The sequence below is a fragment of the Trueperella sp. HMSC08H06 genome (assembly GCF_001808465.1).
GTDB classification, from domain to species: Bacteria; Actinomycetota; Actinomycetes; order Actinomycetales; family Actinomycetaceae; genus Trueperella; species Trueperella bernardiae.
The window spans coordinates 19229-40365 of sequence record NZ_KV793351.1 but is presented as its reverse complement, the minus strand read 5'-3'; the positions used below and the strand labels follow the sequence as shown (position 1 = coordinate 40365).

Sequence of the window (21137 nt, the reverse complement as noted above, 5' to 3'; positions counted from 1 at the left end):
CAGCGCGGTTAGCCCCAGACGTTGACGTAGGGGTCCTGCCCGATCCACGGCTCCCACTGGGCCATCCAGCCAGCCTCCTTGTCTGTCAGCACGTGCGTGCGCGTGGTGGATTCGCGGTGGATGAGCGAGACCGCGTTGTCCTGGAGGTTGGTCAGGCCGCAGGCGTGGAGCTTGAGGCAGAAGTCGACGTCGTTGTAGTTGAGCGGCAGCTCCTCGGTAAGCCCTCCCACGGCGTGAAAATTCTCCCGCGAGACGAGCAGGCAGGCGCCCGTGACGGCGAGGAAGTGGGCGAGGCCGCTGGCCACGGGGTCGGCGATGTCTTCCGGGCGCAGGCCCATATAGAGGTGGTTGGGTTCGAGGTTGCGCGGGCTGACCACGATCCCGGCGTGCTGGATTGTACCGCCCGGGAACATGAGGCGGGCGCCCACGGCCCCCACATCGCCAAGGGTGGCCAGGCCGAGCAGGGAGTCGAGCCAGCCGGGGGAGGTCGCCTCCACGTCGTCGTTGAGGAGCAGGAGGTGGGTGCCGCTCGCAGCGGCGGCGCCGGCGTTGATGGAAGCGGAGAAGTTGAACTGGCCCGCCACGCGTACCACCTGCACGCCGAAGTCGGCGGCCTGATCGAGCACCGTCTCGGGCATGCGCGGGCCGGCCACCACGATGATCTCTTTGACCTCAGTTGTCTCGCTTAGCGAACGCAGGCAGCGCAGGAGCGCGGGCTCGATTCCCTCGGGCGTGGTGATCGGGGTGCCGATCGAGGGGATGATGACCGAGACGGAAGCCTGGTCGGTGGGCCCACCCAGGGCGAGGCGGGCGCCGGCGGGGGTGGCACGCTCGGAGGCGCGCACGTAGGCCAGGGCCTCGAGCACGGCGGCGCGGGCGGCCCAGCTGAAAGGCGCGGGCCCCACGCCGGGCGCAAAGACGGCGTCGGTGGCGCTGGTGGCGGGGGCGTCCCAGGAGTCGAGGAAGACGGGGATGTGCTCCAGACCGTCGTCGATGGCGGCGAGTCGCAGCTGGTACCACCACTCGGCGGGATCCACCAGGGCGGCGAGCGTGGCGCGAAGGAGGCCGGCGCGGACCACGATCGAGTCGCCAGCGGAGGCCGCCGCCCACAGCGCGTACCTCTCGGCGCGCGGGCGGGTGAGCGGGTGACCGGCGGCTAGAGTGTCGCCGTAGAACGCGCTCGCCGGGCGCCCGGGGGAGCGAGCCAGCCACACGCTGAGCGCCTCGATGGCGCCCGTGGCGGGGGAGACGCCGGCGGGCAGGAGCCAGACCAGCTCATCCTCGGGGAAGGTCACGTCCTTGGGGCGCGGGGCGCCGTGCTCGCCCGCCTCCGCGCGCACCAGCTCCCACCCGGCCGGCAGCGAGGCAGCCCAGGCGGGGATATCGGTGCTGGCTGGCCCGGCGTGGAGCGCGAGCACCTTCATCGGCGCGCCAGCTTCTTCAGGCCGTGGTAGGCGGCGTAGGGTACTTTCGCCATCGGCTCGGGTAGCTTATCCACGATCGGCTTGACCACCTCGACCGCGGACTTCGGGATGTGCAGCTTCTTCATCTCCAGCTCGGCCACGCGCTGCGTGAGGGCCGCGATCGTGGCGTCGCGCTCGCGGATGTCGGCGTAGGCGCGGGCGAGCTTGGCCTCAAGCTCGGCGTCGATGAGCGCGGAGCTGGCCGCGCGCACCTCGTCTGCCTCCTCGGCCAGGGCCTGGCGCAGCAGGGAATCGTTGTCATCACTCATGGGCACCATCCTACGGTCCGCGCGGGCTGTTAGCATCGGAGCATGAAGATCCTACAGGTCACCGCCCACTACCCGCCCGACTTCGTCTCGGGCGGCGCTCTTGTCCCGCATCGCTTCGCCACTGAGCTGACGAGGCGCGGGCATGAGCTGAGCGTCTTCGCTGGGCGCCTGGGAGCCGAGCCAGGCGAGGTGATCGACGAACGGCAGGGCGAGGTGGCCGTGCGGTGGGTGGGTAACTCCAACGCGCTGGCCTGGTTCGACGCGAAGAACGTGGACAACCGGGCGATGTACGCTCCCTTCGAGGAGTTCCTCGAGCGCCAGCGCCCGGACGTGGTCCACTTCCACTCGATCCAAACGATCGGTGCGGGCGCGCTGAAGATCGCCCACGATCACGGGTGCGCCGTGGTGGTGACCATGCACGATTTTTGGTGGACGTGCGCGCGGCAGTTCCTCGTGGACCGTTCGGGGGAGCCGTGTATCCCGGTGGTGTCGGCGGGGGATTGCCAGTGCGCGGCCGGCCGCACGCACCTAGAGGAGCGTAACGCCTGGCTCGCCCAGCAGCTACGCTTAGCCGACCTCGTCCTCTTCCCCTCGCGCTCGGCGCGCGACCTCATGGTAGCCAACGGAGTGCCGATCGAACGTACGGGCGTCAACGAGAACGGGGTGGACGCCGTCGCGGGAGAGGCCCGGGAGCCGTTCGCGCGGCCCGTGCGGTTCATGTACACCGGCGGGGACGCCGCCATGAAGGGGTACGAGGTGCTGAGGGAGGCCTGCGCGGGGGCCCGCGTGCCGGAGGGCACCGTGCTCGACCTCTACAACACGCCCGCCGACGGCTTCCCTGAGTGGGCGACCAGCCGGCCCGCCTACGGGCGCGAGGACCTGCCGCGTGTCTTCGCCGAACACGACGTGCTCATCCTGCCCTCGGTCATGCGCGAGTCGCACTCGATCGTCACGCGCGAGGCGCTGAAGGCCGGCATGGCCGTGATCGCCACCGACTCCTTCGGCCCCGAGGAAGCGATCGCGGACGAGGAGAACGGCCGCCTGGTCGCCTCCGGATCGGCTGCCGACCTGCGCGCCGCGCTCGAGGAGTTGGCCGACCCGGCTGTGGCCAGCGCGCTCGCGGGCCGCGGTTCGGCATCCCCGATCCGCACGGTTGACGAGCAGATCGACGAGGTGGAGGGCTACTACGCCCGCCTCCTCGCCCGCCCTACGCCCGATCTCCTGGCCGAGCCGGACGATGCCATCCTGCGCGCCGGCGTGGCGGCCGCAATCCGTGACGTGGTATTCGTGATCGGTATCCAGGGCGCGATGGCCCGCTACCGGGCCCACCTACCCGCCGAGGCCCTCGCCCTACGTGGCATCCGCGCCCGGGTGATGCACTACCGCGACCCGGCGCTCGAAGCGGGCGCGCTTGCCGCCGACGCGGTGGTCCTCTACCGGGTGCCCGCCACCTCGCAGATCCTCGAGCTGATCGAGCACATTCGAGCCGCAGAGCGGCCGATCCCCATCCTGGGAGATGTGGACGACCTCATCTTCGATCCCGGCATCGTGGCCGGCCTCGACAACCTTGCCAGCCTGGATGACGCGGAGCGCGAACTGTGGATCCGCGGCATCCACCGTTACCGCACCACGCTCGACCACTGCGACTACTTCGTCGGCTCCACCCACACCGTCTCGGCCGAGGGGGAGCGCCTGCTCAGCGTGCCCGCCCATCGATTCTCCAACGGCATCGGCCACCTGCTCGGCGTCGTCTCGGAAGAAGCATGCCGTCGCGAGCGCACCCCCGGCCGCCTGCGCATCGGCTTCTTCTCCGGCACGAAGACTCACGACGCCGACTGGGCCTCCGTCGAGGGGGCCGTGGCGCGCGTGCTGGGCGCGCATGATGTGGAGCTGTGGCTCGGCGGGCTGGTCGAGCCAAGCGCGGCGCTCGAGCCGTACGCGGACCGGATCGTGCGTCTGCCGTTCGTTCCCTGGTACGAGCTGCCGGGCTACCTGCGCGACGTCGACATCAACCTCGCCCCGCTCACCGCCGGCTCGATCTTCAACGAGGCCAAGTCCGCCATCAAGTGGCTGGAGGCCGCGCTCGTAGAGACCCCTACGGTCGCCTCGCCCTCCCAGCCCTTCCGGGAGGCGATCGACGACGGCGCCACCGGGCTCCTCGCGTCTGGCGAGGACGAGTGGGTTGCCGCGATCGAGGCCCTACTGGACGAGACCGCGCGGCGGCGGATGGGTCGCAAGGCCAAGCGGGCGGCGTTGCTCAGCCTCTCGCCGGACCTGCAGGGCCGAGCCTACGAGGCGATCCTCGTTGACGCCTGGCGCCACGTGGTCCGCCGCGGCCACAAGGCCGCCTTCCTCTTCCCGCCCGTCTACGACGACGAGCCGCCCGCGGCCGCCGCGGCCGTACTCGAGCGCTACGAGCTTCCAAAAGTCCGTCACCAGCTCATCGACACCGTGCGGATGACCGGGCTCAAGACCGTCCACTCCCTGCGGGTGAACGGGGTGGTCGGCACGGCGGCGAAGGCTGCGAACGTGATGCGGGGGCGACGATGATTGACCACCTGATGGGAGCGGGAATCTTCGCCCTCTTCGTCTTTCTCTTTTATGGCTTCGGCTCTGCCTTGCGTAAGGACGCCTCGACCTTCGCCGAAAACCTTGTGGTCGGATACATCGCGCACAGCTTCCTCATCGCGTTCGCGGTGATCCCCATCCAGATCTTCGAGCTGTCCTTCACCCCGGCGCTCGTGGCGGTGTCGGCGGTAGGTGTGGCGACGGCGTCGTACACGGCGGTGGCGTGGGTGCGCCACGGGCTGGTGGCCACGGCGCTGCCGCTAAGGCGGTGGCTGGCCGAGAACTACTTCCTGTTCGTGCTGGCGGCGGCGCTGTTCGCGATCTACCTGCTGCAGACCGACCTCATCCTCAATAACAACAACACCGACGACGGTTACTACCTGCTTAAAGTTGCGGGGATCGCGCAGGCCGAGGACCCGTTCAACATGATCTACGGGACGGGCTTCGTCAACCTCGCCCCGGGATTCAACCCCTACCACCTGTCCTCGGTGCAGACCGAGATGGGCGTGTACGCCTACCTCACCGGCATCGACCCGGTGGTTTTCATGCGCGCCACGCTCAATACGTTCCACTACCTGTTGGCCGCGGCCTCGATCGCGTGGTTCGCCCGTGAGCTCGGCCGCTCGCTCGGAAAGCCGCCGCGCGAGGGCCTCTACCAGTACGCCGCCTCGATCCTTCTCCTCTTTGCCTTTGAATACCGCACGATCGAGGACTGGCACATCCTCGCCGCTCAGGACCTGTGGCAGTTCAACTCGGCCATGTGGTTCGGCGGGTCGATCGTGCGGGTGATGGGCATCCTGTGGATCATCACGCCGTTCCTATCCGCGCGCCGGATCGGCTGGAGGCAGATCGCACAGGTGGCGGTCATTTGCGTGGCGCTCGTCAGTAAGGCGGCCGCTGCACTGCCCGTCATCCTCGTGGCGGGCGTGGGATACCTCGTGGCATACGCCTTCACTAGCACCCGCCGTGCGGCCTTCGGCGGGGTGGTGCTCATCGGCTTTTTCGCGGGCGCGGGCGTGACCCTGGCCGGGGCGCCTGCGACCAACGGCTACGTCAGTGAGGTTTTCATCGCGAACCTCACGAATCCGCTCGTGTGGCTGGCCGCGGCGGCGGTGATCGCCGGCGTAGTGCTTTTCCGTACCCGGGAGTGGTTGCGCGTCGGGATCGTTCTGGTCGTCGTGTTCGTGATGATGGCGGTGCCCGAGGTCAACGACGTGTTCGAGGTCGTGGCGATGAGCGACTTCGTGGCGCTGCGCGCCCAGACCACGGCCTACTACACGCTCCTTATCGCCGGCTTTGTGGCTCTCGTTTTGGCGCTCGCGCGCGTGCGTCGGCAGGCCGTCCTTCAACTGGGGGTCGCAGCGGTGCTCGGGCTTGGTGCCGTGGCCTCCACTGTTCCCGTGTATGGCAATCCGATCGGGACCTACCGCTTTATGGCCGCCAACCCGCACCTCATCCCCAAAGAGACGGCCCAGCTTTCCGAGCGCCTAGAGGACATGGCGGCCGGTGAGCCGCTCGACGTCCTTGCGCCCGAATGGGTGGAGCTCAAGCATCGGCGCCACTATCTGGCCTCGATCCTTCGCGTCTACGCCCCGCATGTCCACTCGCTCTCGGTACTCACACGCTTCGGTACCACGTGGCACTCGGACTACTACCACTGGGACCTTGTTGATCAAAGCGCCTACGACTACTTCATCAGCTCTCCGGGCGACGAGGCCTACGCCAACCTCCAAGCCGTGCTCGACACCTACCCGGTGCAGGTGATCGTCATCCCGGGCGACTCGTTCGAACCCTATGCCGAAAACGCCGGCTTCGAGCTTGTGGACCAGGTGGGGGAGTACCTCATCTACCGACGCTAGCGGGGATTACTCTCGTAGCCGTAGGTGTAGAGCAACCCACCCTTCGTGATCGCGTAGAAGCGGTGCAGGTTGCCTTCGGAGTAGCCGAGCTCGAGCTGGGCCATCGCGTTCCACCGGCTACCTATGCGGGCGCGCTTGCCGTAGCCGCCCTCGGTGATGTCAGCGTAGTAGTAGAGGTTGTTGTCCGCGCCGATGGCGATCGCGTCCGAGTAGCCCGAGCCGCTCCAGTCGCCCACGAACGTGGCGCCCTTGAGGTGAGCGTAGTTGCCCGCCGGGTGGGAGGTCTTGGTGAACGAGCCCGCGCCGTTTGTGGCGTAAATGTAAAGGTCGCCACCCACCTTAAGCCCCACCAGCGCCGGCTTGCCACCCGGGCCCTGCGCGACCCCGAACACGTGGGTGAAGGCCCAGCCGTGGCCGATCTGGCGGCCGGGGTTGACGCCGCCCGTGCCGTTGCCGGGGTAGAAGTACAGCCTCTTGTCGGCGTGGATGCCGAGGATGTCGTTGATCCCATCCCCGTCGAAGTCGATGCCGGTCACCAGGCTCGCCATGTTCTGCCAGCCGTGCCCAATCTGGTGGCCGGGCATGAACTGGTCCTCGCCGCGCCCGGCGTAGAAAAGGAGCCGACCGTCGGCCGTGCGCAAGAGGAGATCGGCCAGAGCGTCGTCGTTGGCGTCTCCCAGCCCCCACACGTCAGTGGCGGGCCAGCCGTGCCCAGACTGGGCAGAGTAGCTGTATGCCGCCGTCGCCGGCACGTCCACGTAGCTCGGAGTATTCGGAGTGCCTGGGGCGGCCTGCTTGTCGGAGATGAGCTTGGCAACCGCGGCGCGGATCTGGCCGAGCTTGGGATAAATGCGGGCTGGGCAGGCGGTGGCAGCGACATCAAGGTGACCGCTGATCGCGTTGATGGAGCGCTTGACGCCCGAGTGGTCGGTGTAGATGAAGGTGCCGAACGGGTCTAAACCGGCGCGGCCGAACTGCCAGGCGAGCACGGTGGCCACCGAATCGAGGGAGACCTGCGTGGGGTCAATCGAGGTGTAGTTGCCCATGACCGAGATGCCCACCGAGCCTGTGTTGGCGGGCGCGGCATGGGCGCCGATCACCATCTGGCCCGCGGCCGAGGCGAGCGAGCCCGTGCGGCCCTCGTAAATGTTGCCGTACTTGTCAATGAGGAAGTTGTAGCCGATGTCGCCCCACTCGCGGCCGAATGCGTGGTAGTTCCAAATCGCCTTGACGATCGCGGGCCCCTGGGCCTCGGTGTACACGTTATTTCCGGCCGTGTGGTGGATGATCGCGCCGCTCAGCTTAACCGTCTCCGGCGGCCACGACGTCTTCTTCGCACCCCACTCCTCACGCGATATCACCTTCGGCGCGGCGATGTCCACCTTCTGCGGCGCCCGCGCCGGGTTGCCGAACGCGGTGGCGGCGGCATTGGTGAACGTGGAGTCCGTGCGCAGGAGCGCCGGCATGAACGCGGCCCCGGTATGGGAGTCGACGTTCGTGGCCGGCTCGAGGTCCGTCTCGGGCTCGGGGGTGACCTCCGGCTCGCTGACGTCGGCCGGCTCCTCCGTGCCGCCCGTGCCCTCGCCGGTATTGAGCGAAAGGCTGAGCGACGTGGTCCGGTTCGCCCCCGCCACACGCACCTGGATACCGCTCGAGCCGGCCGCCATGTAAGGTTCGGTGCTCGGCGTTCCCTCGCCCTCATCCTCGATGTCGAGCGCGTACCACTCGCCCCACTCGCCGTTGGTCAGGGTCCGGATCTCCACCGCCTCGGGTGACGCGCCCTCCCACGTCACACCGGCCACGAGGAAGTCGTTCGTCTCCATCGGCTCCGTCACCAGGTCAAATTCGAGCTCGCCGGGGGCCAGGGCAGCTGGCGCCGCCGTCGCGTCGTCCTGCTCGGGCGCGTCGAGCTCGGGTGCGTCCGTCTTCGGGGCCTCGGCCGGCTTCCCGACGGCGTCCTCGCCCGCCCCGTCATCAGGCGCGGCCTCCTCGCTGGTCGCGGGAGCCGTGGTCTCATCCGTAAGGTCCGGGGCCGAGTCCGGCTCCGGCGTCGTGGGCTCCTCGAGCGCCGGGGCGGCAAGGAGGTCGACGACGTAGGCGGACGGCTCCCCATCCGCGGGGGCCGCGGGAAGCGTGGCCGCGAGAGGGGCAACGAGGAGAGCGCTGAGGGCGAGCGAGAGCGTGGTTTTCATGAGAATCCTTCTGTGCTTGAAAGTCACACGAGTCACAATCTAAACAATATTCACACCCGTCGCAAGGATAAGACGCCCGCGTCACAGGCCGCGATAGACTGGGTGAAAAACCAAGGAGAACTATGCACTGGACAGTCATTGGCGCCGCCGGCATGCTCGGCACCGACCTCACCGAAATCCTCCGCGATCGCGGCTACGAGGTCACAGCCCTCGACCAGCCACAGATCGACATCACCGACCCGGCCTCGGTGGCCGAACTCGGCGCCACCGACGTGATCGTCAACTGCGCCGCCTTCACCGCCGTGGACCCGGCCGAAGAGCACGAGGCCCAGGCCTTCGCCGTCAACGCGGTCGGCCCCCAGCTGCTCGCCCGGCGCGCTCGTGAACTCGGCGCCCGCATCATCCAGATCTCCACCGACTACGTCTTTGCCGGCGACGCCGAGGCCCCCTACGGCGAGTACGCCCCGATCGCACCCAAGTCCGCCTACGGGCGCACCAAGGCCGCCGGCGAATGGGCCGTCCGCGCCGAAACCGGCGACTACCTCCTCGTCCGCACCGCCTGGCTCTACGGTGCCCACGGCGCCTGCTTCCCCAAGACCATGGCGCGCCTGTCCGACACCCACCCGCAGCTGTCCGTGGTCACCGATGAGATCGGCCAACCCACCTGGACCCGCGATCTCGCCGACCTCCTCGTCCGCCTCGTCCAAGCCGGCGCGCCCTCCGGCATCTACCACGGCACCTCCTCTGGCCAGACCAACTGGCACGGCTTCACCAAGGAAATCGTGGCCGCCTACGGCAAGGACCCGGCGATCGTGGGGGAAACCACCGCCGCGGCCTTCAACCGGCCCGCGCCTCGGCCGTCGTATTCCGTACTCGCCCACGACTCACTCGGCGCCATCGGCGTGGCCCCCATCGGGGATTGGAAGGAGCGCTGGGCGCTCGCGGCGCCGGCCGTGCTCGCCGACATCGACTAAGCCCGACGCCGCCCGGCCCCTCCCGGTGCTCCTCGGGGTCCTGGCCCAGTACGTCATCATGCCGCTCATCGCGCTCGCGCTCGTCAAGATCCTCAACCTGCCCGAGGCGGTGGCCGTGGGCATCATCCTCGTGGGCTCGGCGCCGGGTGGCACGTCGTCGAACGTCATCTCCTACCTGGCCAAGGCCGACGTCGCCCTGTCCGTCACCATGACGGCCGTCTCCACGCTACTGGCCCCCATCATGACCCCGTTGCTCGTGCAGTGGATGGCAGGCACGATCATGGACATCGACGGCGGGGCGATGGCGATCTCCATCGTCAAGACCGTGGTGGTTCCCGTGCTCGGCGGCCTGCTCCTGCGCCTCATCCTCCCGCGCGTGATCGACAAGATCCTGCCCGTGCTGCCCTGGGTCTCCACCTTCGGCATCTGCGCCGTGGTGATCGGCGTGGTGCCCGGCTCGTCGCAGGCCTTCGCCACGGCAGGAGCGGTCATCTTCGCCGCCGTCATCTTCTCGGTGTGGCACAACCTCTCCGGCGCGTTCCTGTCCATGTTCTACCGCCGCACGGCAGAGCACACGGCTACCGAACCGGCGGGCGAGCCTGCAGGTGCCTAGCCCGCCCACAGTGGCTTAGCCCGCCCACAAATGCTGCACTACTTCGCAAGATGCGGCACAAAATAACGGTAATTTAGTGCCGCATCTTGCCGGTTAGTGTCGCGTTTGCCAGGCGCGACCTCACGAGGCTCCTAGCGCTGCTCGATGAGGTCCAGCAGGTATTGCCCGTAGCCCGACTTCACGAGGGGCTCGGCGCGGCGGCGCAGACCGTCGTCGTCGATGAAACCCATCCGCCAGGCGACCTCCTCCGGTGAACCCACCTTGAGCCCCTGGCGGGCCTCGACGGTGCGGACGTAGGCGGTGGCGTCGGCGAGCGAGTCGAACGTGCCGGTGTCCAGCCAGGCCGTGCCGCGCGGCAACACCTCCACCGAGAGCTTGCCTGCCTCGAGGTAGACCTTGTTGATGTCCGTGATCTCGTACTCCCCGCGTGCTGAGGGCTGCAGGTTTTTGGCGATCTCCACCACGTCATTGTCGTAGAAGTACAGGCCCGGCACGGCGTAGTTTGACTTCGGCTTGGCCGGCTTCTCCTCAATCGACAGGGCTCGGAAGTCCTCATCGAACTCGACCACGCCGTAGCGCTCCGGATCCGTCACGTGATAGGCGAACACGGCCCCGCCGTCGGGATCCACATTGCGGCGCAGGCGCGTGCCCATGCCCGGGCCGTAGAAAATGTTGTCGCCGAGGATGAGGCTGGCCGCCTCGTTCCCGATGAAGTCCGCGCCCAGCACGAACGCCTGGGCCAGCCCGTTGGGCACCTCCTGCACGGTGAAGGACAGGTTGACGCCGAACTGCGATCCGTCCCCGAGCAGGCGATGGAATTGGGGGGCGTCCTCGGGGGTGGTGATGATGAGGATGTCCGAAATGCCGGCCAACATGAGGGTGCTCATGGGATAGTAGATCATCGGCTTGTCGTACACGGGCACGAGCTGCTTGGACGTGCCCAGGGTGATCGGATGAAGACGAGTGCCGGATCCGCCGGCCAAGATGATTCCACGCATGGGTCTATTGTGGCCTACATTGGATGTCTAATGGGTGATAATTGCCGGTAAATGGAAAGAGAACACATGTCGAAGCGCTCTGAGGATCGTTCCGCACTCATCGCGGTCAGCGTTTTCCCGGCCATCATCGTGGCGGGGGCAGTGTGGGCCTACCTTTTCCCGGCCACCGCCTCCCACCTCACGCCCTACATCTCGCCCGGTCTGGGCTTCATCATGTTCACCATGGGCCTCACCCTCACGCTCGCCGACTTCAAGCGCGTGGCCGAGCGCCCCCTCGCCGTGCTCATCGGGGTGGCGGCCCAGTACGTCATCATGCCGCTCGTGGCGATCGCGTTGGTGAAAATCCTCGGCCTGCCGCAGGGCCTGGCGATCGGTTTCATCCTGCTCGGGTGTGCGCCGGGCGGCACGGCGTCGAACGTGGTGGCGTACCTGGCCAAGGCCGATGTGGCGCTGTCGGTCACGCTCACCACCGTCTCCACGCTGCTCGCCCCAATCTTTACCCCGCTGCTCGTGCAGTGGCTGGCGGGCACGTTCACTGACATCGACGGCGGTGCCATGGCGCTCTCCATCCTCAAGACCGTGGTGATCCCGGTGGTGGGCGGCGTGGTACTACGCCTGCTTATCCCGAAGGCCGTGGACCGCGTGCTGCCCGTGCTGCCGTGGATCTCCACGCTCGGCATCTCGGCCGTGGTCGCCGCTCTCATCCCCGGCTCTGCCGACGCCATCGCGAGCGCCGTGGGCGTGGTGCTCGTGGCCGTCATCTTGCACAACCTGGCCGGCCTGCTCATAGGCTACTGGGCCGCTCGCGCCACCGGGTGCAGCCCTCGCGTGGCACGCACGGTCTGCATCGAGGTGGGGATGCAAAACTCCGGCCTCGCCGCCACCCTGGGTAAGACCCACTTCGCCGCCACCCCCGAATCCGCCCTGCCCGGCGTCATCTTCTCCGTGTGGCACAACGTTTCTGGTTCCCTGCTCTCGCTCTATTTCCGCCGCCGCGTCCAGTCCGGGGCCGTAGCTAAGTAACGGGTTAGGGAAGGATCTGCGCGCGCTCTGCCGCCACGATCCTTGCGGGGTCGCCTTCGCCAACGACGACGATCGCCGCACCTCCCGCACTCGCCGCCAGGAGCGCCCGGGTCGCCTCGGCGACGGTGGGCTTCACGAGCACGCTGGCGCGCTCGATCACCTTGCCCCCGCGCGCCCGCTCGGCGTTGTCGGTTTCTTCGGCGAGCACGAGGGCATCGGGTTGGCCCATGACGTCGGCCAAACCGTCCGCCACACCGGCGGGCAGATCGCCATTCCAGGCGAAGGCGAAGGAGTCGAGGTTGAGGGCCACCACTTCGGCGGCGCTCTCTGCCCAGCGCTCGGGGTGGTTCGTTACCACCAGGTCGCTGGCCAGGTCGCTAGCCGGACCTGCCGGGCCGGCCTCTCCAGCCGCGCCGGCATGATTGCCAGTCGCGCCTGCGGCCGGAACCTGCGCCACGGCGTCGTGAACCTCCAACCCGGCCACGAGCGCGCCGAGTGCCCAGGCGAGGGTCTTCCAGTGCAGGGGCAGGTCAAGGGCTACGTGCTCGCCGGGTTCGAGGCCGAACTCGTCGCGCAGGTAGTTGGCGATTTTGGCCACGTGGTTGGCGAGCACCTTGCCGGAGAGTTCGAGGCGGCCGTCGGAGTCGTACCAGGTCAGCGCGGGGGAGGTGCCGCGGGTGGCGAGGGAGGCGTACAGGCTCACGCGTCACCTCCGAAGTAGTGGGTTTGCAGGTCTTGGGGCGCCACGCAGCCGATGGCGTCGAGGCAGAGCTGGAGGGAGTCAGGGTGGCCGGCCGCGGCGTAGGTGGGGCTGTCATAGACGGAGGTGTTCGTGGAGCGGTCGTCACGCACGCCGAGGATCTGCCCGCCGGCGGCCTTGACCAGGGCGATGCCCGCGCCGATGTCCCACGGCTGGGTGCCCATTCCCAGACACGCCCCGAGCGTGCCCTCGGCTACGCCGGCCAGGTGCAGGGCGGTCGAACCCAGGCGCCGCATCGACTTCGACCCCTCGAGCAGGAGCCGGTAGCCACGCGCCGCGCTGTCCTGATCCTCGATGCGCTCGGAGGGGAAATCCGCGGCGAACAGGCTGCGGTGCGGGGGCTGGTCGCTCACGCGCATCGGCTCGCCGTTGCGGTAGGCGCCCGTGTCGTCGGCCAGGTAGAGCACGTCGAGGCTGGGCTGGTAGATGACGCCCGCCACCACCTCCCCGCCCACCACGGCCGCGATCGAGACGCACCAAAACAGCAGGCCAGAGGTGAAGTTCGACGTGCCGTCGATGGGGTCGACCAGCCACACGACGTCGTTCGGCCCAGGAACCGTGCGCGAGCCGGAGGAGTCGATGACGTGGCCCTCCTCCTCGCCAAGCAGCAGCGAGGACGGCAGGGCCTCGAAGAGGATCGCGCGGATGGCGGCCTCGGCACGGCGGTCGTGAACCGTGACGGGGTCGTGGAAATTGCGCTTGTACTCGACTGGGCCGGGGTTCTTGAAGGCCTCGAGGAGGTCCGGTGCCACGGCGCGTGCGGAGCGTTCGGCAAGCAGGGCAAGCTCAGAAGGGCGAGGTGTCATGCCACCATCGTCGCACGAAAGTGGGGGCGCGTGCTCGCCCGCTCGCACAGGAAAACCGCAATATCTCACACTAAGGGGCCCAAAACGCGGACAACACGCCGATGGGCGTCTCGAAGTGTGTAAAGCGTCTTGACTTTAGGTGGTTACACCGATGTAATTTAACCACAGAGATTTTGAACGGAGGACCACATGAGGCAGTCGAAAGCGACGCCGCTCCACACCGCCCATGTCGCGGAGGATCCTCAACTGGCTCAACGGCTGATGCAGGGAATTTTTGACCTCGGCTACGGCTTTGCCCAGGACGCGGACCTGTCATGGATGGAAGAGGCGCTGTGTGCGCAGACCGATCCTGACATTTTTTACCCCGAAAAGGGCGGATCTACCGCGCCGGCCACGTCCATTTGCAAGAACTGCTCCGTGCGGGCCGAGTGCCTCGAATACGCCGTGACGAACGACATCCGCCACGGCATCTGGGGCGGCACTTCGGACAATGACCGCAAGCGTATGGCTCGCGAGCGTAAGGCAGCGCGCGGAGCTCGCTAGTGGAGAGCGTTACTCGTGAGAAAGTCACGGCGATCGTGGTGTGCCACCGCCGTGACCTTTCTTTTTTGGCCGACACGCTGGCAGGGCTGAGGGAGCAGATCCACGGCCCTGACCACATCGTGGTGGCCGTGCCCAGCCTCGATTCCCCGTTCGTCCAGCCGGTTCACGCCCAGCTCGATCCCGACGGCGAGCACATCCAGCTCGTCCACGGCGCCGGCAAGAACCTCGGCCAGGTGATCGCGGGCCTCCAGCTTCCCGAGTCGGACTGGCTGTGGATCCTACACGCCGACTCCCGCCCCGAACCAGCGGCCCTCGACACCCTGTTGCGTACCGGCGAGGGATCGAACCGCATCGGTGTGGTCGGCCCCAAGCAGATCGCGTGGGAGGATGCGGACTCGCCGGTGCTGCTGGAGGTGGGCATCCGCGCCACCCGCAGCGCGCGGCGCGTGCCCGAGGTAGAGGCGGGGGAGCGCGACCAGGGTCAGTACGATTCGCGCATCGATGTGCTCGCGGTGGGGACGGCCGGGGCTTTGGTGCGTCGCTCTATGTGGGACGAGCTCGGCGGGCTTGACCCGTTCCTTGGGCCCTTTGGCGAGGGGCTCGAATTCTCCCGCCGCGCCCGCCGTGCCGGCTACCGCGTGGTGGTCGACCCGGCCGCCGTGGTCCGCCACGCCCGCGCCGGCCTGGGCGAGAACCCCGACCGTAGCTACGCCCAGCGCCGCTCGGCCCAGATCTACAATTCGTTACTCGCCGCGCCCGGCGCCCTCGTGCCGCTCTACGTGCTCGGCTATCTGCTGCTCGCACTGCCGCGATCCCTGGCCCGGCTCGTCACGAAGGACACGGCCCTTGCCTGGGCCGAGCTGGGAGCCGGGGCGCGCGTGCTGACCATGCTCGACGACGTCGTGCGCGGGCGGCGCCGGATCGCAAAGGTCGCGTCCGTGGGGGCCGACGCCCTGACCGCGCTCGAGGCCCGGCCGGCCGACATCCGATCGGCGCGCCGCGAATCGAAGAGGTCGGCCAAGGAGGCCAAGATCCTGGCCGAGCAGCCCGACCCGCTCACCATCAAGGCCCGCGCAGACCTCGCCCGCCACTCCCGCAGGGGTGGGCTCGTGTCGGTGGCGATCGCCGCGCTGGTCGCGGTCGTGTTCTTCCTGCCCGTGTTCTCCGCGGGCGTGCTTTCGGGCGGCGGGCTCGCGGCCGACACCACGGGCGCGCCGGACCTGGCCCGCCTCATTTGGTCAGGCTGGCTCGACTCGGGATCCGGCCACGCCTATGCGGTGGATCCCCTGTGGGTGGCGATGTTGCCCTTCCTTGTCCTTGGTCACCCGTTCGGGCTGACACTCGGCGCGCTCGCCACCGGCATGCTGTACCTGGCGATCCCGGCCGCCGCGTTCTTCGCTTACCTTGCTGCCGGGCGGATGTCCGCCTCCTGGGTGGTGCGGACCGTCGCAGCGCTTGCCTGGGTGGTGGCGCCCCCGTTCATGGCGGCGCTGGCCGATGGGCAGATCGGGGCCGTCGTCGTGCACGTGACCCTGCCCGTGGCACTGTTCGCGATCGCCGGGGCCTGGCGTGGCTCGGCGCGTAGCCTGGGGTTACTTGCGCTGGCGTTCGGCGTGCTGGCGGCGGCCACGCCCCTGTTTGCTGCCGTAGCGATCGTGGTCGCTGTGATCGGCGTGGCGGGCAGGCCCGGGCAGCGCAAGCGCTGGCTGTGGGTGCCCGTGCCGGCCCTGCTCCTGCTTGCGCCCTCGCTCGGCGCGTTTTCCCCCGGCTTGCTGTTTGCCCAGCCGGGCGTACCGACGGGCGCCACCCCGGCCCTCGTCTTGGTGGACCAGGTGCGCACCGACCCCGTCCTCCTCGTGGCGGTCGCGTCCGTGTTCGGCGCCGCCGCGCTCGCGTTGTTGCGCCTGCACCGGCGTTGGTGGATCCGCCTCGGCTGGCTGATTCTCGCCGCCGGCCTCGGTGTCGCCGCGCTCGCCCCCACGTTCACGGTGGGATACCGGCTGGTGACCGGCGGGTATGAGTCCGTGGAGGGCTCGCCGATAGTGGGCTACTCGTTGGCGTGGTTGGGCGCGTGGATCGCGATCATCTGTGGTTCGCACGGGCTTCGCACCGCCATGCGCCGCCGCAGTTTTGGGGCCACCCAGATCGTGGGCGGGCTCGTCATGCTCGCCCTGCCGCTCGCCGTTGTAGCCGCGGGTGGGCGCGGCCTGCAGACCGTGTGGGAAGAGGAGCCCGTGCTCGGCGCGAACGCTCCTGCCCTCCCCGCGCTCGGCGTGGAGGCCGAGGCCCGCCACGAGCGCGTCCTCGCCCTTACCCCCACCTCCGAGGGCGTCAGCGCCGAACTCTGGCGCGGCCAGGGCATCGAGCTCCACGAATACACCATGGCGCGCGGGCAGGCGATGGATCCCGACTCCGCCGACTCCGCCCTCGCCGACGCCGTGGCCGGGCTCACCCGCGGCTCCGGGGACGGCGCCGAGCTGGCCGACCACGCCATCGCGATCGTGCTCGTCCCACCGGCGGGGGAGGGCGAATCGCCGGAGTTCCGCAGCCAGCTAGTCGGCCGCCTCCACACCATCCCCGGCCTCCAGTACGTCACCACGGGCGAGGCCGGGACCTTCTGGCGCGTCACCGAGCCGGCAGACCGCGCGCGGGCGGACGCTGGCCTCGCCTCGGGCGTCGTGAACGCGGAAGGGGAAGTAACGGGACCCGGCACGCTCTCGCTTGCCGAGCGGGCCGACGCGCGGTGGGTGGCCACGCTCGACGGCCAGAGGCTCGAGACGATCGAGGACAGCTGGGCGCAGGCCTGGCAGCTGCCGGACGCCGGGGACGTGCATATCGACTACGTAGACCGGGTGCACCGTGTCACAGTTGTGGCGCAGTTCGTGGCGCTCCTGGCCAGCCTGGTCACCGCGCTGCCTCTGCGCCGGCGGGTGGGAGGCATCGAATGAAGAAAGAACTTGCGGCGCTCGTGAGCGGGGTGGGCGTGTTGGCGCTCGCCGCCGGCGCGGGCCTGGCCACCGCGATGCCGGCCGCGCAGCCCGCCGCGCCCACCACCGTGGCCGCGCCGCAGGGCCAGGCCGGACCAAGCCAGGCCAGCCTCGTATGCTACGCTCACGCCCAAGACGCCAACACCGGCGGCATCAACGTGTCCGAAGTCGTCGAGGGCAAGAGCTCTTGGGCCGGCGTCTTGTCCGACGGGGCCGCCACCTTCGACAGCACGCCCTTCACCGGCGTTCTCACACAGATCGCGGGCGGGCAGGCCGTGGGGGTGGTACGCGGCAAGGGCGTGATGGCCGGCGCCTCCATCCAGACCGCCCAAGCCGGCGACTCACGCGGCCTCATCGCCGCCCCGTGCGAGTGGCCGGCGAACACCGTGTGGCTGGTCGGCGGGTCGAGCGAGGTGGGCACGTGGTTGTCGCTCATGGTCCGCAACGCCTCGGCCACCGCCACCACGATCGACATCGCGGTCTACTCCTCGGCCGGCCAGCTCGACATCCAGGGCCTGTCCACCCTGTCGCTCGAGGCCGGCGGCGAAGCCACGCGCGACCTCACCGGCCTCATCCCGCCCGACTCCCGCATCGCCATCCGGCTCTCCTCCGACACGGGCGCCTTCGTAGCCGCCATGCAGGTCCTCCAGCTCGACGGCGTCACCCCCGCCGGCATCGACATGCTCACCGACTCCGCCGCGGGCACGGACGTGGTCATCCCGGGCGTCGTCGTCGACGCCGACACCACCGCCGCCCTGCGCATCGTCAACCCCCACGACGAGCCGACCACCGTCAACGTTGCCACGCTCGGGGAGGAGGAGCGCCCGCTCGACGGCGCGCAGGGCGTGGAGGTGGCGCCCCAGTCCGTGCTCGACCTCTCCCTCGCCGGCCTCGCACCCGGCTCCTACGGTGTGCGGGTCAGCGCCAGGACCGACGTCGCGGTGGGGGTTTCGCTTACTCGTTCCGGCGACGACGGCGTGGACGTCGCCTGGCTCGCCGGCCGCGAACCCGTGACAGCCGGGGGCATCGCCGCCGGCCCCCACGCGGGCACGCTAGTGCTGAACGGCAGCGGGCAGGCACGCTGGACGAGTTATGACGTCGACGGCGCGCAACTCGATAGCCAAGTGCTGAACGTTGACGAGATCGCGAGCGTGGAGATTCCGGCCGAGGCCCACTACGTCACGCTCGAGGCCGACCAGCCAATGTACGGCGCCGCGCTCCTACACACGGACACGGGGATCGCCTGGCTGGCACTCACCCAGGACTCCACCACCAGCCAGGCCGTGCGGCTCACCATCGCCAACTAGGCGCGGCCGGCGCTAGCGGGCGTCGTCGCTGGGGCGGTCGGCGTCGGTGGCGCGGTCGTCGTTATCCCCGCCGTCGATCAGCGTGAGGCGCGGGCGCGGGTGGGGCCGAGTGGAGACGTCGGCGGCGGGCCGGCGGATCTCACGCTGGGCCGGCTTGGGCGGCGGCACGTCGCGGCGAGAGGCCTCGCGGATGGCGTCAGCGAGGGCGAGCAGGTCGTCAGTGGAGGGCGGCGCCTCCTCAAACTCCGTCTGGAGGCGAACCATCTGCCAGCCCACTGGCGCGGTCACGTGATTGGCATGATCCTTGCACAGGTCAAAAGCGCCCTGCAACGGCACCGGCGACAGCGGGCCGATCACGGCCGTGGCCTCGCGATAGCCGTACGTCATGGTGGCAACTGCCGGCTGCTGGCAACCAACGCGGGAACACTTTCGAAGACTCACGGCTCCTACCTTAGTCGCATCCCCGTGCCCCGCGGCAGAGGCGTTAGGGTAGGTTCATGGTCTTCCCCGCATCCGCCCGACGTCGCGACCGCCACGGCCGCGGCCCCCGCTGCCCCATCCTGCCCGCCTCCATCCCCGCCTGGCGTACCCGCGCCGACGAATTCGACGATCTCCTCGCCTGGGAACTCGGCTCCTACCGCCGCACACTCGGGGCTAAAATGGACCGCTTCGACTTCGCGGTCATGGACGTGCCCGGCCAGGACCCGGCTCCCTGGGAAGACGGCGTGCCGCTCGCACGCTTCCTGCCCTTCGAGCGGCCCGCGAAGATCCACGGGCGCCTCATCTTCTATCGGATGCCGATCCTCGAGCAAATGCGCCGCGAGCCCGATCCGCGGCTCTTCATCCACGACGTTGTCACCAGCCAGCTCGCCAGCGCCCTCGACTGCTACCCGGAGGACATCGACTACTACTACGGCTAGGCTGATTCGCCCAGGCCGTAAGGGATTTCCGCCACGCGGGTGCCCAACCGTTGGCGGCGCTCGGTGACCTCGGTGTAGCGGCGGCGTTCAACGTCATAACGGATGACAGTGACGGCCTCAATGAAGGCCTCGGCCGGCGTGCCCCACGGGGGCGGGGGAGAGACGTACTTCTCGCACGCGGCCGCCAGCGCACGCGCCTGGGCTTGGCGGGCCTGCGGGGTGAGGCGCTCGCGGCCCTTGAGGAAATCGGCGATATTGAGGGACAGGCCCGTGGGCAGCGCGCGCGTTTGGGCGACCCCGGCCCAGGCGGCCAGGCCCTGCGGCATGGAGACCTTCGGCTCCCAGTCGCTGCGCGACGGCCAGCGCACCACGTACGTGCCTGCCAGCATGTCGCCCAGCCGTTGGCTGTTCTTCGTGATAAAACTGGTGATCGTGGCGATCGCGCCGAACGCGACGAACACTTCGAGGATCCCGGCCGTGGCCCGAATGAAGGCCTGGTTGGCGGTGATCGTGCCACCGTCGAGCCGTACCACGCGCGTGCGGGTGACGAGCTTGCCGAGCGAGCGCCCGTTGGAGGTAGTCGTGACAAGCGCGGGCAGAAGCCAGAACAAGACGGCGGTCACGGACACCACGATCGTGGCCACCTGCGCCCCGTTGAAAGTGGGGAATGTGTTGGCCAGGCTGAAGATGAGGACGACGTAGGCGATGACAATGAGGCCGTAGTCGATGAGCCCGCTGACGATGCGCGAAAGCACGGTCGCGGCGGGGAGCTCGAGCTCGACTCCCTCGCCCGTGATGATGCTGTGTTCTGCCACGCCTCCAAGCCTACCTGCAACCCGCGCCCCATTTGTGGCACCCTTGGAGTGTGGAGAGTCTAGCTTTTGCCAAAGCGCACCAGGCCCAGTGGGAGCGCCTCGACGAACTGACGGCCCGGCCGCGTCTGACCGGCCCGGAAGCCGACGAGTTCGTGCGCCTCTACCAGGCCTCCGCCGCCCACCTGGCCACCATCCGCACGCAGGCCCCCGACGCCGACCTCATTCTCACGCTCTCTGCCACCGTTGGCGCCGCCCGGGCCCGCCTGACCGAGATCCGGGGCGCAAACCTGCGCTCGCTCGGTCACGCCCTGACCTCCACCCTCCCGCACGCCTTCTACCGGATCCGCTGGTGGGCACACGCCGTGACGATCGCGGCAGTGGCGATCGCCGCGATCGTCATCGTCTATTTCCGTATGTACCCCAACGAGATCTTCCAGCTCGGACCCTACGAGCTGTTGCGCTCGTACGCTGACGAGTCCTTCGCCGCCTACTACCGCGAGTATTCCGGCACTCAGTTCGGGGCGATGGTGTGGACTAACAATGCGTGGATTGCGCTGCAGGCCGTGGGCGGGGGCATCACGGGCGTTTTCCCTGTTTACGTGCTCGCCACCAACGCCGTGTCAGTGGGGCAGGCGGGCGCGATCCTCGACTACTTCGGGCTCCTGCCGATCTTCTTCCAGCTCATCTTGCCCCACGGTCTGCTCGAGCTGACTGCGATCTTCGTGGCCGGTGGCGCCGGGCTCAAGCTCTTCTGGACGATGCTGGTGCCAGGCGGCCGGCCCCGCTTGCAGGCGCTTGCCGTCGAGGGTAAACAGGCCATGTTCGTCGGCTTCGGGCTGGTGGGCGTGCTCTTCATCTCGGCCCTGCTAGAAGGCTTCGTGACCCCGTCCTACCTGCATTGGGGTGTGAAGGTCGCGATCGGCGCGGGCGTGCTCGCGGCCTTCTGGATCTGGGTCTACGTCTTCGGTCGCGGCGAACCTAAGGAGAAGGACCTGGTCCGCTACGCTGCCTAGCCGAGGGTGGCCTGAGGCCCGGCCGGT

At 68.7% G+C, this 21137-nt stretch carries 18 protein-coding genes; 10 read left to right on the top strand and 8 right to left on the bottom strand.

Annotated elements, in window-relative coordinates:
- Positions 1–8 precede the first annotated feature (8 nt).
- A complete protein-coding gene (locus HMPREF3174_RS04695; protein WP_068538814.1) occupies positions 9–1424 on the bottom strand; it encodes a glycosyltransferase family 2 protein in 1416 nt (471 codons plus the stop codon).
- Positions 1421–1732 (bottom strand): hypothetical protein, encoded by a 312-nt coding sequence (locus HMPREF3174_RS04690; protein WP_062613630.1) that lies wholly within the window; start codon positions 1730–1732, stop codon positions 1421–1423. Before HMPREF3174_RS04690 ends, HMPREF3174_RS04695 begins: the two co-directional genes overlap by 4 nt.
- Before the next feature lie 42 nt (positions 1733–1774).
- On the opposite strand from HMPREF3174_RS04690, the gene HMPREF3174_RS04685 reads away from it, so the two are divergent.
- Positions 1775–4282 carry a glycosyltransferase gene (locus HMPREF3174_RS04685; protein ID WP_070448079.1) on the top strand — a complete coding sequence of 836 codons (2508 nt, stop codon included), beginning with the start codon at positions 1775–1777 and terminating at the stop codon, positions 4280–4282.
- On the top strand, positions 4279–6159 hold the full coding sequence (locus HMPREF3174_RS04680) for a hypothetical protein (protein ID WP_070448077.1): 1881 nt from the start codon (positions 4279–4281) through the stop codon (positions 6157–6159). Before HMPREF3174_RS04685 ends, HMPREF3174_RS04680 begins: the two co-directional genes overlap by 4 nt.
- On the opposite strand, the gene HMPREF3174_RS04675 is transcribed toward HMPREF3174_RS04680, so the two are convergent.
- Positions 6156–8351: an N-acetylmuramoyl-L-alanine amidase gene (locus HMPREF3174_RS04675; RefSeq protein ID WP_070448075.1), complete on the bottom strand. Its 2196-nt coding sequence runs from the start codon at positions 8349–8351 to the stop codon at positions 6156–6158. The genes HMPREF3174_RS04680 and HMPREF3174_RS04675 overlap by 4 nt on opposite strands.
- A 122-nt stretch (positions 8352–8473) precedes the next feature.
- Between HMPREF3174_RS04675 and rfbD the strand changes: the two genes are divergently transcribed.
- Positions 8474–9325 carry a dTDP-4-dehydrorhamnose reductase gene (rfbD, locus tag HMPREF3174_RS04670; protein WP_062613626.1) on the top strand — a complete coding sequence of 284 codons (852 nt, stop codon included), beginning with the start codon at positions 8474–8476 and terminating at the stop codon, positions 9323–9325.
- A gap of 25 nt (positions 9326–9350) precedes the next feature.
- Positions 9351–9938, top strand: a complete 588-nt coding sequence (locus HMPREF3174_RS04665) for a bile acid:sodium symporter family protein (RefSeq protein WP_062613625.1) — start codon at positions 9351–9353, stop codon at positions 9936–9938.
- A gap of 131 nt (positions 9939–10069) precedes the next feature.
- Here the strand turns inward: HMPREF3174_RS04665 and rfbA are convergent, their stop codons facing one another.
- Positions 10070–10936, bottom strand: coding sequence for a glucose-1-phosphate thymidylyltransferase RfbA (rfbA, locus tag HMPREF3174_RS04660; RefSeq protein WP_062613624.1), 867 nt, complete (start codon positions 10934–10936; stop codon positions 10070–10072).
- 66 nt (positions 10937–11002) lie between these two features.
- On the opposite strand from rfbA, the gene HMPREF3174_RS04655 reads away from it, so the two are divergent.
- On the top strand, positions 11003–11959 hold the full coding sequence (locus tag HMPREF3174_RS04655) for a bile acid:sodium symporter family protein (protein ID WP_244899247.1): 957 nt from the start codon (positions 11003–11005) through the stop codon (positions 11957–11959).
- 4 nt (positions 11960–11963) lie between these two features.
- Here the strand turns inward: HMPREF3174_RS04655 and HMPREF3174_RS04650 are convergent, their stop codons facing one another.
- Together HMPREF3174_RS04650 and HMPREF3174_RS04645 are read right to left on the bottom strand one after the other, a co-directional pair.
- Positions 11964–12662, bottom strand: coding sequence for a TIGR03089 family protein (locus HMPREF3174_RS04650; RefSeq protein ID WP_062613622.1), 699 nt, complete (start codon positions 12660–12662; stop codon positions 11964–11966).
- On the bottom strand, positions 12659–13525 hold the full coding sequence (locus tag HMPREF3174_RS04645) for an inositol monophosphatase family protein (RefSeq protein ID WP_062613621.1): 867 nt from the start codon (positions 13523–13525) through the stop codon (positions 12659–12661). The genes HMPREF3174_RS04650 and HMPREF3174_RS04645 overlap by 4 nt, the downstream gene beginning before the upstream one ends.
- A 261-nt stretch (positions 13526–13786) precedes the next feature.
- On the opposite strand from HMPREF3174_RS04645, the gene HMPREF3174_RS04640 reads away from it, so the two are divergent.
- The 3 genes from HMPREF3174_RS04640 to HMPREF3174_RS04630 are packed head-to-tail and all read left to right on the top strand — an operon-like array spanning position 13787 to position 18362.
- Positions 13787–14068: a WhiB family transcriptional regulator gene (locus HMPREF3174_RS04640; protein WP_062613620.1), complete on the top strand. Its 282-nt coding sequence runs from the start codon at positions 13787–13789 to the stop codon at positions 14066–14068.
- A complete protein-coding gene (locus HMPREF3174_RS04635) occupies positions 14068–17016 on the top strand; it encodes a glycosyltransferase family 2 protein (protein ID WP_070448071.1) in 2949 nt (982 codons plus the stop codon). Before HMPREF3174_RS04640 ends, HMPREF3174_RS04635 begins: the two co-directional genes overlap by 1 nt.
- Complete coding sequence (locus tag HMPREF3174_RS04630) at positions 17013–18362, top strand: DUF5719 family protein (RefSeq protein WP_070448069.1); 1350 nt, start codon at positions 17013–17015, stop codon at positions 18360–18362. Before HMPREF3174_RS04635 ends, HMPREF3174_RS04630 begins: the two co-directional genes overlap by 4 nt.
- 12 nt (positions 18363–18374) lie before the next feature.
- Here HMPREF3174_RS04630 and HMPREF3174_RS04625 read toward each other — a convergent pair whose 3' ends face one another.
- Positions 18375–18803, bottom strand: a complete 429-nt coding sequence (locus HMPREF3174_RS04625; RefSeq protein WP_236698673.1) for a DUF3499 domain-containing protein — start codon at positions 18801–18803, stop codon at positions 18375–18377.
- A 56-nt stretch (positions 18804–18859) separates the two neighbouring features.
- Here HMPREF3174_RS04625 and HMPREF3174_RS04620 point away from each other — a divergent pair, with 56 nt between their 5' ends.
- Entirely contained in the window at positions 18860–19282 is a 423-nt protein-coding gene (locus HMPREF3174_RS04620; protein ID WP_062613616.1) for a metallopeptidase family protein, read from the top strand.
- Here HMPREF3174_RS04620 and HMPREF3174_RS04615 read toward each other — a convergent pair.
- On the bottom strand, positions 19279–20097 hold the full coding sequence (locus HMPREF3174_RS04615) for an RDD family protein (RefSeq protein WP_062613615.1): 819 nt from the start codon (positions 20095–20097) through the stop codon (positions 19279–19281). The two genes, HMPREF3174_RS04620 and HMPREF3174_RS04615, sit on opposite strands and share 4 nt — an antisense overlap.
- A gap of 50 nt (positions 20098–20147) precedes the next feature.
- Between HMPREF3174_RS04615 and HMPREF3174_RS04610 the strand changes: the two genes are divergently transcribed.
- Positions 20148–21110: a stage II sporulation protein M gene (locus HMPREF3174_RS04610; protein ID WP_068538821.1), complete on the top strand. Its 963-nt coding sequence runs from the start codon at positions 20148–20150 to the stop codon at positions 21108–21110.
- Positions 21111–21137: the final 27 nt, after the last annotated feature.

Excerpts from the sequence above, each read along its gene's own strand:
- HMPREF3174_RS04695 (WP_068538814.1), bottom strand. The coding sequence starts at position 1,424 with ATGAAGGTGCTCGCGCTCCACGCCGGGCCAGCCAGCACCGATATCCCC.
- HMPREF3174_RS04690 (WP_062613630.1), bottom strand. The coding sequence starts at position 1,732 with ATGAGTGATGACAACGATTCCCTGCTGCGCCAGGCCCTGGCCGAGGAG.
- HMPREF3174_RS04685 (WP_070448079.1), top strand. The coding sequence starts at position 1,775 with ATGAAGATCCTACAGGTCACCGCCCACTACCCGCCCGACTTCGTCTCG.
- HMPREF3174_RS04680 (WP_070448077.1), top strand. The coding sequence starts at position 4,279 with ATGATTGACCACCTGATGGGAGCGGGAATCTTCGCCCTCTTCGTCTTT.
- HMPREF3174_RS04675 (WP_070448075.1), bottom strand. The coding sequence starts at position 8,351 with ATGAAAACCACGCTCTCGCTCGCCCTCAGCGCTCTCCTCGTTGCCCCT.
- rfbD (WP_062613626.1), top strand. The coding sequence starts at position 8,474 with ATGCACTGGACAGTCATTGGCGCCGCCGGCATGCTCGGCACCGACCTC.
- rfbA (WP_062613624.1), bottom strand. The coding sequence starts at position 10,936 with ATGCGTGGAATCATCTTGGCCGGCGGATCCGGCACTCGTCTTCATCCG.
- HMPREF3174_RS04655 (WP_244899247.1), top strand. The coding sequence starts at position 11,003 with ATGTCGAAGCGCTCTGAGGATCGTTCCGCACTCATCGCGGTCAGCGTT.
- HMPREF3174_RS04645 (WP_062613621.1), bottom strand. The coding sequence starts at position 13,525 with ATGACACCTCGCCCTTCTGAGCTTGCCCTGCTTGCCGAACGCTCCGCA.
- HMPREF3174_RS04640 (WP_062613620.1), top strand. The coding sequence starts at position 13,787 with ATGCAGGGAATTTTTGACCTCGGCTACGGCTTTGCCCAGGACGCGGAC.
- HMPREF3174_RS04630 (WP_070448069.1), top strand. The coding sequence starts at position 17,013 with ATGAAGAAAGAACTTGCGGCGCTCGTGAGCGGGGTGGGCGTGTTGGCG.
- HMPREF3174_RS04620 (WP_062613616.1), top strand. The coding sequence starts at position 18,860 with ATGGTCTTCCCCGCATCCGCCCGACGTCGCGACCGCCACGGCCGCGGC.